This window comes from Corynebacterium sp. 045007, assembly GCF_040743205.1.
Taxonomy (GTDB): domain Bacteria; phylum Actinomycetota; class Actinomycetes; order Mycobacteriales; family Mycobacteriaceae; genus Corynebacterium; species Corynebacterium jeikeium_D.
This window is the reverse complement of record NZ_JBFLKW010000001.1, coordinates 199,825-215,041: the sequence shown is the minus strand read 5'-3', so window position 1 is coordinate 215,041 and position 15,217 is coordinate 199,825. Positions and strand designations below refer to the sequence as shown.

The 15,217-nt window shown below is 60.2% G+C and carries 14 protein-coding genes; 11 read left to right on the top strand and 3 right to left on the bottom strand.

The window, feature by feature from the left end:
• Positions 1 to 55 precede the first annotated feature (55 nt).
• The 10 genes from glmM (at position 56) to AB1Z34_RS00920 (ending at position 9,735) form a co-directional block, all read left to right on the top strand.
• A complete protein-coding gene (gene glmM, locus AB1Z34_RS00965) occupies positions 56 to 1,399 on the top strand; it encodes a phosphoglucosamine mutase (RefSeq protein ID WP_016422094.1) in 1,344 nt (447 codons plus the stop codon).
• A gap of 16 nt (positions 1,400 to 1,415) precedes the next feature.
• Positions 1,416 to 2,072, top strand: a complete 657-nt coding sequence (gene idi, locus AB1Z34_RS00960) for an isopentenyl-diphosphate Delta-isomerase (RefSeq protein ID WP_016422095.1) — start codon at positions 1,416 to 1,418, stop codon at positions 2,070 to 2,072.
• A 4-nt stretch (positions 2,073 to 2,076) separates the two neighbouring features.
• Positions 2,077 to 3,102, top strand: coding sequence for a mevalonate kinase (gene mvk, locus AB1Z34_RS00955; protein ID WP_101687816.1), 1,026 nt, complete (start codon positions 2,077 to 2,079; stop codon positions 3,100 to 3,102).
• Positions 3,099 to 4,076 carry a diphosphomevalonate decarboxylase gene (mvaD, locus tag AB1Z34_RS00950; protein WP_367157768.1) on the top strand — a complete coding sequence of 326 codons (978 nt, stop codon included), beginning with the start codon at positions 3,099 to 3,101 and terminating at the stop codon, positions 4,074 to 4,076. Before mvk ends, mvaD begins: the two co-directional genes overlap by 4 nt.
• A gap of 12 nt (positions 4,077 to 4,088) precedes the next feature.
• Positions 4,089 to 5,174, top strand: coding sequence for a phosphomevalonate kinase (locus AB1Z34_RS00945; protein ID WP_367157767.1), 1,086 nt, complete (start codon positions 4,089 to 4,091; stop codon positions 5,172 to 5,174).
• A 93-nt stretch (positions 5,175 to 5,267) separates the two neighbouring features.
• Positions 5,268 to 6,323 carry a hydroxymethylglutaryl-CoA reductase gene (locus AB1Z34_RS00940; protein WP_049190384.1) on the top strand — a complete coding sequence of 352 codons (1,056 nt, stop codon included), beginning with the start codon at positions 5,268 to 5,270 and terminating at the stop codon, positions 6,321 to 6,323.
• Positions 6,324 to 6,533: 210 nt separating this feature from the next.
• A complete protein-coding gene (locus AB1Z34_RS00935; RefSeq protein ID WP_367157766.1) occupies positions 6,534 to 7,724 on the top strand; it encodes a hydroxymethylglutaryl-CoA synthase in 1,191 nt (396 codons plus the stop codon).
• Between the two features lie 99 nt (positions 7,725 to 7,823).
• A complete protein-coding gene (locus AB1Z34_RS00930; protein ID WP_049169972.1) occupies positions 7,824 to 8,159 on the top strand; it encodes a hypothetical protein in 336 nt (111 codons plus the stop codon).
• Entirely contained in the window at positions 8,159 to 9,454 is a 1,296-nt protein-coding gene (locus AB1Z34_RS00925; RefSeq protein WP_367157765.1) for a hypothetical protein, read from the top strand. The genes AB1Z34_RS00930 and AB1Z34_RS00925 overlap by 1 nt, the downstream gene beginning before the upstream one ends.
• Entirely contained in the window at positions 9,454 to 9,735 is a 282-nt protein-coding gene (locus tag AB1Z34_RS00920; protein ID WP_049190377.1) for a hypothetical protein, read from the top strand. Before AB1Z34_RS00925 ends, AB1Z34_RS00920 begins: the two co-directional genes overlap by 1 nt.
• Positions 9,736 to 9,750: 15 nt before the next feature.
• Here AB1Z34_RS00920 and AB1Z34_RS00915 read toward each other — a convergent pair whose 3' ends face one another.
• Positions 9,751 to 10,602 (bottom strand): dienelactone hydrolase family protein, encoded by an 852-nt coding sequence (locus tag AB1Z34_RS00915; protein ID WP_367157764.1) that lies wholly within the window; start codon positions 10,600 to 10,602, stop codon positions 9,751 to 9,753.
• 111 nt (positions 10,603 to 10,713) lie between these two features.
• Here AB1Z34_RS00915 and glmS point away from each other — a divergent pair, with 111 nt between their 5' ends.
• Positions 10,714 to 12,588 (top strand): glutamine--fructose-6-phosphate transaminase (isomerizing), encoded by a 1,875-nt coding sequence (gene glmS, locus AB1Z34_RS00910; RefSeq protein WP_088611931.1) that lies wholly within the window; start codon positions 10,714 to 10,716, stop codon positions 12,586 to 12,588.
• On the opposite strand, the gene AB1Z34_RS00905 is transcribed toward glmS, so the two are convergent.
• Together AB1Z34_RS00905 and AB1Z34_RS00900 are read right to left on the bottom strand one after the other, a co-directional pair.
• Complete coding sequence (locus AB1Z34_RS00905; protein ID WP_367157763.1) at positions 12,571 to 13,923, bottom strand: HNH endonuclease signature motif containing protein; 1,353 nt, start codon at positions 13,921 to 13,923, stop codon at positions 12,571 to 12,573. The genes glmS and AB1Z34_RS00905 overlap by 18 nt on opposite strands.
• Before the next feature lie 218 nt (positions 13,924 to 14,141).
• Complete coding sequence (locus AB1Z34_RS00900; RefSeq protein ID WP_367157762.1) at positions 14,142 to 15,203, bottom strand: esterase/lipase family protein; 1,062 nt, start codon at positions 15,201 to 15,203, stop codon at positions 14,142 to 14,144.
• Positions 15,204 to 15,217 lie beyond the last annotated feature (14 nt).

The following is a 15,217-nucleotide window of genomic DNA, read 5'->3' as shown; positions in this document are numbered from 1 at the left end:
TGCAATAGTCCGCGATACCAAAACTCATAAAACCCCAAGGAGTGGTCTAGCAACAATGGCACGTCTTTTCGGAACTGATGGCGTCCGCGGTTTGGCGAATAAGACTCTGACCGCACCGCTGGCAATGCGGCTGGGTGCTGCTGCGGCCACTGTGCTGACTAGCGGTACGAATCCGTCGGGGCGTCGTCCCCTGGCCATTGTTGGCCGCGATCCGCGTGTCTCCGGTGAGATGCTTGCCGCAGCGCTGTCTGCCGGCATGGCTTCCCAGGGCGTCGACGTTTTGCGTGTCGGCGTGCTGCCCACTCCGGCTGTCGCTTTCCTCACCGACGACTACGGTGCCGACATGGGTGTGATGATTTCGGCTTCTCACAACCCCATGCCGGACAACGGCATCAAGTTCTTCGCCGCGGGCGGCACCAAGCTTGACGACGCGGTGGAGAAGGAAATCGAACACGCTCTCCACAACCTGCCGGAGACCGGCCCCACGGGCACCGGAGTGGGTCGTGTCATCGAGGAGGCCCCAGACGGGCTCGACCGCTACCTGTTCCACCTCTCCCGTGCGGTCAGCACCAAGCTCGACGGCATTCGTGTCGTGGTGGATTGTGCAAATGGTGCTGCTTCGCAGGCCGCCCCGATGGCGTACGCGGCCGCCGGTGCCGACGTCGTCGCTATTCACGACAAGCCGAACTCCTACAACATCAACGACAACTGCGGTTCCACCCACATTGAGGTTTTGCGCGCGGCAGTGCTGGAGCACGGCGCGGATCTGGGTCTGGCTCACGATGGCGATGCCGACCGCTGCCTGGCTGTGGACTCGCAGGGCAACATCGTCGATGGTGACCAAATCATGGCCATCCTGGCCGTCGCCATGAAGGAAGAGGGGCTACTGCACCACAACACGCTGGTGGCCACTGTGATGAGTAACCTCGGCCTCAAGCTGGCGATGGAGGAAAACGATATCGCCCTGCGTACCACCAAGGTCGGCGACCGCTATGTGCTGGCTGATTTGAACGCTGGCGGTTACTCGCTCGGCGGTGAGCAGTCGGGGCACGTGGTCATTCCGGATCATGCCACCACTGGTGACGGCACCCTCACGGGTCTGTACCTCATGGCGCGGATGGCACGCACCGGTAAGTCTCTGGCTGAGCTGGCCTCCGTAATGAAGGTGCTGCCGCAGACCCTTATCAACGTGCCGGTGTCCAACAAGGCCGCAATTCTGGAGTCTGATGAGGTCAAGGCCGCCATCGATGCGGCCGAGGAGAAGCTAGGTTCCACCGGTCGCGTGTTGTTGCGGCCGTCCGGCACCGAGGAGCTCTTCCGCGTCATGGTGGAGGCCGCCGATGCGGAATCGGCCCGCAAGATTGCCGGGGAGTTAGCTGCGGTTGTGGCCGCAGTCTAGAGTCAGGAGTGTGGAAATGAATGATGCGCCAGAGGACATTAAAGCCCGCTTTGCCCCGGGTGAAGCCGACATCCAGGTAGAGGTGGTCGATCGTGACGGTCGGGTTCTCGGTACCGTCGGCAAGCTTGAAGCACACGTTCCGCCGGGAATTTTGCACCGTGCTTTTTCTCTTTTCCTCTTCGATGAGCAGGGACGCATGCTGCTGCAGCGCCGTGCGGAGTCGAAGTATCACTCACCACTGCTACTGACGAATGCGACCTGCTCGCACCCACTGCCGGGGGAGCCGGTGGCCGATGCCGTTGAGCGTCGTGCGAAGGAAGAGCTCGGTGCGGATGTATCCCAGTTGGAGGAAATCGGCATTGTTATCTACCAGGTCATCGATGATCGTTCGGGATTGGCGGAGCACGAGTACAACCACGTGTACGCCGGCATCGTCGATCCGAAGTCGGTGGATATCAACCCCGATGAGGTCGATGAAGTGGTGTACGTGACCCCGCAGGAGCTCGCAGAACGTCGTGCGAACGAACCGATGACGGAGTGGTTTAACCACGTCTGGGGTGTCGGGGCGGAGAAGTTCTCCAAGTACGGTTTCGACATTGCGGGTGTGCCGGGTATCCATGGCCCCGCGGAGGCGCAGGCTGCCGCACAGTCGGTTTCGGAAAAGGATGTGTAGCTTCGTGACCAGCGTAGAAAACGCCAGCGTCGACGACTTCGGCCTCGACAAGTCCGAGGAATTGGAGACCGGGGAGTTCTATGCCCTGGCCAATGAACAGGGTGCCGCATTCGGTGAAGGCCATGCCAAGTCGATTCTGTTGGGCGAGCACTCTGTCGTCTATGGCAAGCCGGCTATCGCGCTGCCGGTGACGTCGCTGCGCACGATGGCGTGGATTGACCGCGTGGAGGATTCTCCAGTCCTGTTTTCCATGGACGGCGAGGTCATTGACATCGACGAGCTGCCGGAGCGCTTTGCCTCCATCGCCGCTGCACTCCGCGCTGGCCTGCGTACCTTCGGTATTCCCGAACGCGACCTGCTGGTTCGTCTCCGCTCCGGTATCCCGCCCGCCGCAGGGCTGGGTGGTTCTGCCGCAGTCGCACATGCGCTTATCGACGCAGTGCGTGACCTCGCCGATGGCACTTTGACCGAGCGTCAGCGCTTTGACCTGGTGCAGGAAGCTGAGCGTCTGGCGCACGGTAACCCCTCTGGCCTGGATGCCACCGTTGCCCGCGCATCGCGTCCGGTTTACTTCAAGCAGGGTGAGTTCCATCCGCTGAAGGTGGCCAAGAAGATGTGGCTGGTGCTGGGGGATACCGGTGTGCGTGGTTCGACGTCGCTGGCCGTTGCCCGCGTGCGTGGTTTCGTCGATTCCCACCGAGTCCACGGCCAAGAGTTGCTGGACCACTTGGGGCAGCTGGCCGATGGCGCGGTGCACAACCTGGCCAAGGGCGATTTTGCCCGTCTGGGACATCGCATGGACTCGGCACAGGAAGCGCTAGAAGAACTAGGTGTTGGGCATGAGTCCATCACTGATCTCGTCACTGCCGCGCGTCTGGCAGGTGCCCACGGGGCAAAGCTCACTGGTGCCGGCTGCGGTGGCTGTGTGATGGCGCTGGCAGAGTCCGCCGATCACGCGGAACTGATTAGCCATGCCATGATGGGCGCCAATGCCGTTGCTACTTGGACTGTGGAGGTAAATCCCTCGTGACCACGACCGCTACCGCCGTCGCTCATCCCAACATCGCCCTGATTAAATACTGGGGCAAGCGCGATGAGGCCGTGCAGCTACCGGCCACAGGTTCGCTGTCCCTTACTCTGGGCATCGCTCCGACGACGACCACGGTGTCGCTTATCGATGATCCCAGCGTCACCGCCGACTCGGGCACTCTGAACGGCCAGGAGATGGTGGGTAAGGACCTCTCCCGTGTCCAGAAGTTTTTGGATTTGGTCCGCGAGCGTGCGGGCAGCACTAGCTTCGCAGAGGTGACCAGCACCAACGAGATTCCGACGGGTGCGGGTCTGGCTTCGTCCGCGTCGGGTTTTGGCGCTCTCGCGCTGGCCGCGGCGAAGGCCTACGGCCTGGACTACACCCCGGAACAGCTCTCGGCTCTGGCCCGTCGCGGTTCGGGCTCGGCCTGTCGCTCTATTTTCGGCGGCCTCGTCGAGTGGCTGCCCGGCGATGACGATGCTTCCAGCCACGCAGTGGCTCTGCCGGATTCCGGCCTGGACCTCTCCCTGGTCGTGGCGGTTTTGGCCCCGGGGCGCAAGAAGATTGACAGCCGTGCCGCCATGCGTCGCACGGTCGAGACATCACCGTTCTTCCCGGCCTGGGTGGAGCAGGTGCCCCGCGATATCGAGGACATGAAGGCCGCCATCGCCGCTGCGGACTTCACGGCGGTCGGCGAGCTTGCCGAGGCCAATGCCATGCGCATGCACGCCACTATGCTGGGGGCTCTTCCTCCGGTGCGTTACTGGAATCCGGATTCGGTGGCGGCTCTCGATCTCGTCGCTACGCTGCGTGACGGGGGCACTGAGTGCTACGCCACCATGGATGCCGGCCCGAACGTGAAGGTGCTGTGCCGCAGCGGCGATGCCGAGAACATCGCGGATCGTTTCCGCGCAGAGTTCGAGGATATTGACGTGCTGGTTTCCGGCTCCGGCCCTGGCGCATACCTGGTGTAGCTGGGGGAGTAGTTGAGCAACGCTAAGGGCGAACCTATCGAAGGTGAATCGATTGGCCGCGGCTGTGGCAAACTGTATCTCACCGGCGAATATGCGGTGATGGATGTCGAGGGGCTGGCCGTCATCGCAGGCGTCGACCGCTATGTGACGGTTCGGTGCCACGATGCCGACCCAACGCAGCCGGTCTCTCGCGTGTACTCCAGCTATTACGGCCCACAGGGACGCGTCATTGATACTGATGCACCAGATGACATCGCTACCCATACGATTTCCCTGGTCTATCGCATTGCAGCGGGCGAGCTGGAAAACACCCCAGAGTGCCCCATCAATATCGTCATTGAATCAGACCTCGATGACGCCGACAGTGGTGCGAAGTATGGCCTGGGATCCTCCGGGGCTGTCGCTGTGGCTGTAACTCGTGCGCTGGGGACGCACCTAGGTCTGGAGCTGGATTCACTGGACGTGTACAAGATTGCGATGGTGGCCACGCTTCTGGCTGGTGCAGCTGGTTCCGGCGGCGATATCGCGTGCTCCGCGCACGGCGGGGTGGTGCTCTATCGCCGGCCGAATCCGACGGCGCTCGCAGAGCTCGTGGCGGCTGATCCTGTCGCTGCCGTGGCGGCACCGTGGCCGAATCTTCGCATTGACGCCCGCACCGACCTCGGTGGGCTACAACTGTTGGTCGGCTGGACGGGCAGTCCGGTGAAGACGGACTCGCAGTTGAAGAAGGCCGGTGGCGCAGACCGTGATTTTGTGCGCAGGGTCTCGTCGATAAGCGAAAGGCTCTGGCAGGCGCTTGCCGACGGCGACCACACCGCGGCGTTTGCCTGCCTGCGTGAGAATCGGACGCTGCTGCAGGACTATGAGCGTGAGCGTGCTGTGTGCATCGAGACGGAGAAACTGAAAGCGCTCGCCGACATCGCCGATGGCGCGGGGGCCGCGGGCAAGAGCAGCGGCTCCGGTGGCGGTGACTGTGGAATCGCGCTGGTGGGAGTCTCAGATGGTGTCGATGCCGAGGAGACTGCCGCGGACATCACCGCGCGCTGGCAAGCAGCTGGCATCCGGCCGTTGCCGCTGAAGCTGGCCGCTCAACTTTGACCACAGTTTTTTGACCGTAGAATTTAAGACAGCTGAAATTTACAGAAGCTGGGAACCGAAGCTGCATGCAGCTAGAAAGGGTCGCTTAGGACAATGGCTGAAAAGAGCTCGCACGACCTGGAATATGCACACGTACCGCTGAGCTGGATTGGTCCGGTGCGCATTAGTGGCAACGTCATGAATGACGAGGTGAAGATTCCGCTGGCGACTTACGAGACCCCGCTGTGGCCGTCGTGTGGTCGCGGTGCGAAGGTCTCCCGCATGATCGAAGGTGGCATTACCTGCACTTTCGTCGGTGAGAAGATGACCCGATCGGTGATTTTCACTCTCGACTCGGCAGCTGATGCCGTCATTGCGCGCGACAACATCCTGTCTCGTTATGACGAGCTGAAGAAGGTCGTGGAGTCCTCCTCGCGTTTTGCCAAGCTGGTAGATATTCACTTCCAGATCGCATCGCGTCTTCTCTTTGTCCGCTTTGACTTCTTCTCCGGTGACGCCTCGGGCCACAACATGGCCACGCTGGCGTCTGAGCGTTTGATGTCCTACCTGATGGAACAGATGCCAGAGTTGGGCTATGGCTCGATCTCGGGCAACTTCTGTACCGATAAGAAGACTTCCGCCGTCAATGGCATTCTGGGCCGCGGTAAGTACGTGATCGCCGAGGCCGTCATTCCGGAGCCGGTTGTCCGCGAGCGTCTGCGCACTACCGCCAAGCGCCTGGCTGAGCTCAACGAACGCAAGAACCTCGTCGGCTCCATCATGGCGGGCTCACTGCGCAGCGGTAATGCGCACTACGCCAATATGCTGCTGGGCTTTTACCTCGCTACCGGTCAGGACGCTGCGAATATCGTCGAAGGCTCGCAGGGGCTGACGCAGGTAGAGGCGCTTGACGACGGCTCCGTGCGCTTTAGCTGCACCCTGCCACATTTGATCGTCGGTTCCGTGGGCAACGGCAAGGGCTTGGACTTCGTGGAGAAGAATCTCACAGCGCTGGGCTGCAAGGAGGACCGTGAGCCGGGCGAGAATGCCCGTCGTCTAGCAGCGTGCTGCGCGGCAATCGTCTGGTGTGGTGAGCTTTCCCTGCTCGCGGCACAGACGAACCCGGGTGAGCTGATGGAGGCACACGTTTCTATCGAGCGTGCGAAGTAGTGGTTTGTGAATAGTCGTTTGCGACAATTCGCAAAACCTAAGACAAATCTCAGGTAAACGCGCTAGATTTCTGTAGTAGGCAATTAACATTTTGTGGGCAAAATATCCCGTGGTCTGATGACTGCTCTGATGGCCGTTCTGATGACATAGGGATGTTTCGTTGCCCGTTATTTCTTAAAAATCTGTAGAGGTAGTGAAGGCACGGTTTTGATGACAACAAGCAATGTGACCCCGATCGGTATTGATGACATCGCCTTTGCGACGGGTTCGTACTGCATTGACCTCGCCGATATTGCGCCCCGACTCGGAGCGGAACCGGCAAAGTACCACAAGGGCCTGGGGCAGGAACGCTCCAGCGTGGTTGCCTCTGATGAAGATCCGGTGACGATGGCCGCGACCGCGGTGAAGAAGATCGTCGACCGCCACGGTATCGACGGCGTGCGCACCATCATGTTCGCCACTGAGACCGGTATTGACCAGTCGAAGGCCGCTGCTGTCTATGTGCATGAGTTGGTCGGTCTTGACCCGCATGCGCGCTCTGTCGAGCTGAAGCAGGCCTGCTACTCCGGTACCGCGGCGCTGCAGTTCGCGTGCGCTCTGGTGGCCCGCAATCCGGAGGAGAAGGTCATCGTTGTCGCCTCCGACATTGCCCGCTATGACCTGGACTCCGCTGCGGAGCCGACCCAGGGTGCAGGTGCTGTAGCCATGCTGGTGACCGCTAATCCGCGCATCCTGGCTATCGATGCGGCTTCGGGCGTCTTTACCCGCGAAGTTATGGACTTCTGGCGTCCGAACCACCGCCGCCAGGCGTTGGTGGAGGGCAAGCTCTCTATTAGTGCTTACATCGACGCTGTTCAGGGTGCTTACGAGGACTACCGTGCCCGCGGCGGTGTGGACTTCAGCGAGATTGACTACTTCAGCTACCACCAGCCGTTTACCAAAATGGCCTACAAGGCGCACCGGCAGCTTTCGGCCAATAACGGTGTGGAGCTCACCGCAGAGGACGAGGCCCGCCAGCTCGGCCCAACTACTGAGTACAACCGCATCATCGGTAACTCCTACACAGCATCGGCCTACTTCGGCCTGCTCTCGCTGCTGGACACCGAGAAGGACCTGGCTGGTAAGAAGGTCGCTGTTGTCTCCTATGGTTCCGGCTCGGTTGCTGAGTTCCTCACCGGCAATGTGGTCGAGGGCTACGAGTCCCAGCTGCGCGCCGAAGATAATGCTCGTGAACTGGATGAACGCGTAAAGCTCGATGATCCGACCTACTACCGCCACGCTCAGGTGACGCATGAAGATCCGGGTGAGTACTCCAACCTGGGAGACGACGCCCTGATTGGCACCGGCCCATTCAGCTTCACCGGTGTTGAGGGGTGTAAGCGCATCTACCGCGCTCGTTAGCCCCGGGGGCACCCGCGCTAGTACCTCAACGGAACCGAATCCCCTTTTTTCGCGCCTAACAGTAATAAGAACTGTTTTTCGCGGGGAAGGGGATTTTTCGTGTCCGCACGTTTTACTGGAGGCAGTGGCGGAGGCTTGCTGCACTTTTCGGAAGATGCAGTGACAGCGGCTGCCCGAGAGATCGAGCAGCGCGGCCGTGAAGGCCATGAGCGGTGGGGAAGCGCTCCTGATATTTCCGCAGCAGATTGTGGCCAGGGTTTTGCCGCCCAGGGGCGCCGTCTGCAGCAGGCGGCAGCGAGGCTGCGTGAGCACGGGCAATCGATGTACGCGGGACTTGGCAATCATGCTCCGGCAGTGCGGGAACAGTGGCGTGTCTTTGCAGGCTGTGACAGCGCCGGGAGCGCCGACCTCGGTGGAATTGAGGTAGTGGACTGATGCCATGGGTTGCTCGAATTCTTCCGATATTGGTGCGTGTTATTGGCCGTGGAAGCCGTATTGGAGCCAAGCGCGGGGTTGGCGGCATCGGCAAGAATCTGCCCAAAGTCTTGGATAAGGTGCGACGCGCTGACGGCTGGAAGGGCAGCGCCCTGTCCAAGTTCTCTAACTCCGTGGGGTTGATAGCCTCCGCGATAACTATTGCTATGGCTTTCGATTGGGGCGGTTTGAAAGGCGATGCCGCCGACGCCGCCAAGGAGCGCTGCGATAAAGCTGCGCAGGACTGTGCGAATCAGGATGAGCAGTCCGCCAATGGCGCGCAGAGCGTCGGCGAGTGCGGCAAGAAAGTCGACGAGGTCCTGGAGGATTGCGAAAAGCAGGCCGAAGATATGGCTGAGCAAACCGACGGCATCCTCTCTCAGTGCGAAGCGCTTGTCGACGATCCGGAGGTCGGCGCCGAAGCCGCACAAGTGGCCCAGCAGGTGTGTAACAGTCTCGTCGACTCCACTGGTCAGCTCTACGATGCGCGTAATAGTTGCATCGAGCAGTGTCTTGAGCAGGCAGCGTGTGACACTGAGGCCGCGGTGGTCGCCACCCCGCCGCAGCCTCCTACTGTTCCAGCCAGTTCGGGTGCTACCTCGGCGGCCTGTGCAGAGGTGGCTGAGTCTGGGAGTGGCGAAGGAGCTACTGTAACCGGTGGCAACGGTGCTACCGCTGGTGGAATTGGGGTCGTTGCCAACGTTGATATTGGGATAGAGGCAGGCGTTGCTGCTGGAATATCCGTTGGAGGTGCCATTGGCGCTGCCGGGGCGGCCAGTATCGCTGGAATTGCGGGAGCTGTCGGGGTTGCAGGCAGTGTCGCGTCCTCACTGCTCAACTTAGACATGTGCACGGAGACGGAAGAGCCAGTGTGCGAACAGGCACCTGCGCCAGCACCAGCACCAGCACCAGCTCCTGCGCCGGAGGACTGTGTGCCGGAACCCGAACCAGAACCCAAGCCCGAACCTGAACCCAAGCCCGAACCTGAACCCAAGCCCGAACCTGAAAATGTTCCTGAACCGCCTCCTCCAGCTGAGAAACTAAAGCACTTGGGAATCGAGCTGCCACAGGAGACGCAAGCAGAACAGCGAGCGGAACCGCAGCCAGAACCACAAGCAGAGCCGCAGCCAGCACCAGCCCAGGATTCGGCAGCATCAGTGCAGGAATCTGCTTCAGCTGTGCCCGAGCCCCCTGAGCAGCCCAACGCCCAGGAGCTTGTGGGCGCGGTCAATTCGCCAACGGCAGGTGAGTGGTAATGGGGAGTAAGCATGCCGCGAAATATGACCGGATTGGGCAGGCCTATTACGACGCTGCTGCAATGACTAGGCAGGAGTTCGATACGGCGGTACAGAGGGCACAGAAAGAATTGCAGGGTTTGGAGGAGCGTCGTAAAGCACGCGAAATTAAGGAGAGGGAGGTGGCGGCGGGCGTCGAAAAGCAACAAAAAACCGCCCGACCGAAGGGAACCGTTACGCGGTTGTTCGGGCGGGCGGGGAAAGGGACGCCGACGGTGAAGTCGATTCGGGGCGTGTCCTGAAGCGTGGCCTAGTGACTACTTGCCGGGAATCAGCGAGTGCTCCGGATTTTCCGGCAGCTCCTTGATGAGCCACTCCATGTCGCGGTTAGTTGTGCCCTTGATAGTGGCGGTCGGGTCTGCGAAATCTGAGTACTTCTTGTCGTCACCGACCGTGGCCAGCAGGAAGCCTGTGAGTGCGGCGCGCGCGACCTCCTGGTACTTCACCTTGGAGGAAGAGAAGCCCGCTAGACGACGGAGAAGAGTTGTTTCCGAGAAGCTGCCCTGGTCAGCCTTGTCTACTTCGCGGTAAACGACATCGCCCTTCCACTGAACAGCCAGGCGAGCCGGGTTGCCGCGATCGAGCCACTGATCCTCGCCAGGGGCCAGGACGAGGCCCGGGACCGAGACATTAGTTGCAGCGGCGCTGGAGGAAGGCGCGGTAGTTGCGGGGAAGACGCAGCCAACGCCGGAGATGAGGTCGTGACCAGCAGCGGCGAGGACGGCTACACCCGCGCCCATGCCGTGACCGGCAACGCCAAGCTTCTTCGGGTGGACGACGACCTTGCCCTCACCGAGGCGGACACCAGCGAGAATCTGGAGCGCTGTCTCCAAATCGTTGGCGAGACCACGGTGATCTGCCACGATGCCATTTTCGGTGTCCGGAGCAGCGACCGCGATGCCCCACGAAGCTAGGTGACGCAGCGTGGCGTGGTACTCCTCAATCGGTGTGCGCCAATCGTGTGCGAAGGCGATACCGGGGATGCCATTGCCCTCGGCAGGCGTGTAGACCTTTCCCGGCAGGCCAGTAAAAGCGAGATCACCGACCATGACGCGGTGCGGTCCACGCTTGGAAAGATTAGATGTCAGAGTCTTCAAGTTGTCAGCCACAGTGAATAGCTTAACTATAAGGTGCATACCTTTGCTGAAAAAGTGCCAGGATGAGCGAGAATGTCTATTTCGTTATGACGATTTTCCGCTTCGCGGGTTATTCTGTAGGGCATGTGTGGAATCGTTGGATATGCGGGCCATCAGCCCGCCCTGGATATTGCTGTCGATGCGCTACGACGCATGGAATACCGTGGCTATGACTCCGCGGGTGTTGCCATTGTCGACGATCAGGGGCATATCACTGTAGAGAAGAAGGCCGGTAAACTCGCCAACCTCGAGGCTGCCCTTGATGCGGATGGGCGCGACAAAATCACTGGAACCACCGGAATTGGGCACACCCGCTGGGCTACCCACGGTCGCCCAATTGATGAGAATGCCCACCCACACCAGTCCTATGACGGCAAGGTGGCTATCGTCCACAACGGCATTATCGAGAACTTTGCTCCGCTACGTCAGGAGCTGGAGGATGCCGGCATTGAGCTGAAGTCCGAAACCGACTCCGAGGTCGCCGCGCACATGCTCGCCCGTGCCCTGGACGGTTCCGACGGCGGATCTACCGCTGGTGATTTCGAGGCCTCTGCGCTGTCCGTGCTCAACCGCCTCGAGGGTGCTTTTACGCTGCTGTTTACTCATGCAGACCACCCGGACCGCATCATCGCTGCTCGTCGCTCCACTCCGCTGATTGTCGGTGTGGGCGAAAACGAAATGTTCCTCGGCTCCGATGTTGCGGCTTTCATCGCACACACCCGCGAGGCCGTGGAGCTGGGTCAGGACAACGTCGTCATCATCACCGCAGATGATTACCGCATCCTGGATTTCGCCGGCAACGAGCAGCAGGGTCGACCATTCACCATCGACTGGGATCTCGCCGCAGCCGAAAAGGGTGGCTATGACTCCTTCATGATGAAGGAAATCCACGAGCAGGCTGCCGCCGTCCGCGATACGTTGGCCGGTCACCTCGTTGACGGCCGCATCGTTCTCGACGAGTCCCGCCTGAGTGACCAAGATCTGCGTGACATCGAGAAGGTCTTCGTCGTCGCCTGTGGTACCGCATACCACTCCGGTTTGTTGGCCAAGTACGCCATTGAGCACTGGGTTCGTATCCCGGTCGAGATTGAGGTCGCGTCCGAGTTCCGCTACCGCGATCCGGTGCTGGACCGCCAGACGCTGGTGGTCGCTATTTCGCAGTCGGGCGAGACTGCTGACACCCTTGAGGCCGTGCGACACGCAAAGAGCCAGGGCGCCCGCGTGCTGGCTGTCTGTAACACCAACGGTGCACAGATTCCACGTGAGTCTGACGCCGTGCTCTATACGCACGCCGGCCCGGAGATTGGTGTTGCTGCAACCAAGTCGTTCCTGGCGCAGGTAGCCGCAAACTACCTGGTCGGATTGGCTCTTGCCCAGGCACGCGGCACTAAGTACCCGGATGAGGTCACTCGCGAGTTTGAAGAGCTGGAGACCATCCCGGCACTGATTGACAAGGTCGTCGCTAAGGGCGATGAGTTCATCGACATGGCCAAGGAAATCGGTGCTATTCCGACGATGCTCTTCCTCGGCCGTCACGTTGGTTTCCCAGTCGCACTTGAGGGTGCGCTGAAGCTCAAGGAGCTTGCCTACATTCACGCAGAGGGGTTCCCGGCAGGCGAGCTCAAGCATGGCCCAATTGCACTCATCGAGGATGATCTTCCGGTGGTCGTCGTAGTGCCATCGCCGAAGGGGCGCGCCGTGCTGCACTCCAAGATTGTCTCCAACATCCAGGAGATTCGTGCCCGTGGTGCCAAGACCATCGTGATTGCCGAAGAAGGGGATCAGTCGGTGGTTCCTTTTGCGAACTACCTGATTGAAATCCCGGAGACGTCCACGCTGCTCCAGCCGCTGTTGTCTACGATTCCGATGCAGTTCCTGGCAGCTGAGATCGCTCGCCAGTGCGGTAACGAGGACATCGATAAGCCGCGCAACCTGGCTAAGTCAGTCACCGTCGAGTAGTTCGTCCTGCTTTCGTCGGTACTGCTCAATCTCCGCATCGAGTTCTTCATCCGTGAGGGACTCGATGCGTTTTGCTTCTTCCTCGGATAGGTCCCAGACCTCATCGGATACATGGCAAAATGACAACATCCAATCGAGGTTGCGTTTCTGAATCGTCTTCATCTTCCGTGTCACACGCTGATGAAAAGTTTGCTTGCCGACGTTCTTTAGCGGCCCAACCGGAACGCTAGTCGCGGTGTCCCCATTACGGGAAGTCCACACTTCTGTTCCGTCGGGGTATCTGTCGATATCCCAGCCCTCGTGCGTTTTTAGATTGTGGTGTCGGCGGCAGAGACAGTGCAGATTCTCCGTGTCAGTCGGCCCGCCCTGCTTGGGATTGTCGTGGTTGTACGGCTGAATATGGTCCAGGTCGCACTTGGCTGCCGGGACGTCGCAGCCGGGGAAGCGGCAGGTACCGTCACGCCCACGGACGCGAGCCACCTGGCTCTCGGTGGGGCGGTAACCATCCACCTTGCTATCGGCGGAGATACGGATGTGAGTTGCGCGAGCAATCCATTCTTCGGTGGCTACCTCGCTCAACCAGCCAACGCCATCAATCCATGCTGGCCCACCGCCGACCTCGCGGTAGACATTGATGACAATCTCGGCATTGGTCGATTTCTGTGCCAGCTGTAGTAGCGCTTCCGCCTGCGTGCACTGTTCACCGCGATTGATTGCGGTGTTGCGAATCCCCTGGATTCTTGCCATGAGCTCGGTCGCGCGGTCGTTTTCAAGGATTGCTGTGACCTTTTTGTGCTTGCCATCGCCCGTGTCGGTGAGTGCGACCGCTTCGCCTTCTGGAACCCGTTGGGCGCCGTCGTTGCGGGCGCAGTCGTTGTACTCAGAAACCAAGTCGCCGATTAGACGAGACAGCGTGTAGACACCAACCATTGCTTGTCGAGGTCGCGTCGGAGTGAGCATTTCCAAAAGATGGGGCTCTACCGTGTCGAACTGATCTGGTGACAGCCCGGCAACGCCATTGGCGATGGCGCGGAGATGGGCTAACGAGAAACAGAAGGTGGATTCGATGAGAGCCCGGACTTTTGGTAGGCGTTCGAACATCAGCGCAATTTCGCACAGCGTAGAACACTTGCCGCGGCTAAGGCCGGTTCGAATGCTTATGCGGGCAAGATGGTGATTGACATCGACCTCGTCACCGGGAGCGCAGATATCGATCAGTTGAAGGTCTGCGGCGTTGATGGCACGGGCCGCGCTGCTAATCGGGTCGTCGGATTGCTGGTTGGCCCATGAGGGCTTTTGACCTGGTGCTGGAAGTTCTGTGGGCGGCGATGACATTGGTTATCCCCCTGATTACTACGTGTCCGCCGGAGAATTGAAGATTGAGTTCTGTGGTGGAGAGAAGCATGGAGAGGCTGTGTCAACCAGTCCCGCCAACCCCTGTGCACCGGACAAAGAACTTTCGCTTACAAATTTTCCCTACAACCCAAATCGTACACCTGTTTGAAAAACTGTCAATAGAATTCTGGAAATATGTTCTAAAATTCTGTGCTGAATTAGATCCGGCCCCTCCGTCCGAGACCCCTCCGCCCGAGCCTCCTCGGCAGGGCACCGTACATAGGCAGGACTCGCTGTCGCGGATGATGCGGAACATCACCAGCTTCAGCGCCATCCAGTTCCTCCAAGAACTCGTGAATGCGTTCGAGCGTATTGGGGGAGTAGAGCAGTGCGAGGTGATCAGACCAGTCGCCACCGCCAGTGGCATTGTTGACGTTCGTAATGTGGTGCCCCTCTTGTTCGGGCAAAAAGGCGCCGGTCCACGGGCGAACCACGGTGTCAAAAGGGGTGCCGATATTCAGGTAGTGCGGACCACGTCGGGTAATGCCACGCGCTGCGCGGTTCAGAGTCGCGATGTAGTCAGAGTCCAGCAGCTGTTGAATGCAGGCACGGCCGACAAGGCGGTCGACGAGCTTGTGCATCGGTAGGCCGCATCGCTCAAGGGCACTGAGCCTTCGGCGCATGCCCCACGCAGTAGTGCCTCGGTGGTTTCCCGCAAGCGAGATCACTGCCCGCACGGGGCTGTTGTCGGAGGCGTACTGCTCGGCTTCTTCTTCGTTGAGGCCATGGTTGAGTGCGTCGTCGTAAAGCGAATCGATGCTCGCGTTGGCGTAACTGCGGCAGTGTAGACCGCCCTGGGAATGACCGATGAGGTCGATGCGGGGTAGGGAGAGTTGGGCTCGGAAGCGGTCGAGAAGGTCGGTGACTTCGGCGAGCGCATCGCTTAAATCGGTGGTGGCTTTGACGCTACGGAGACGGCTGACCAGCGCGGCGGGGTCGGAGCCGTAATCGAGTGAGAATACGGGGCGATTCCGGGCGAGGAACGGCCCCAACATGGCGAAGGAGTTGAACGAGTTCATCCAGGTGCCGTGAACCAGGACAATTGGTATGCGACCGTTGTATCTGTCCAGGTCGGGAGTGATTTTGCCGTCGAGGATTTCGCGAACGTCCTGCACGCCGTGGGGGATCCATTCGGGATGACGCAACGAGCGCAGGTATGCCTGCGGAAAGGCGCGCAGTAGAGGGCCGAAAACTCGCGTGCTCGGGGAGTAGTCATCCATAGGGGCTAATCGTA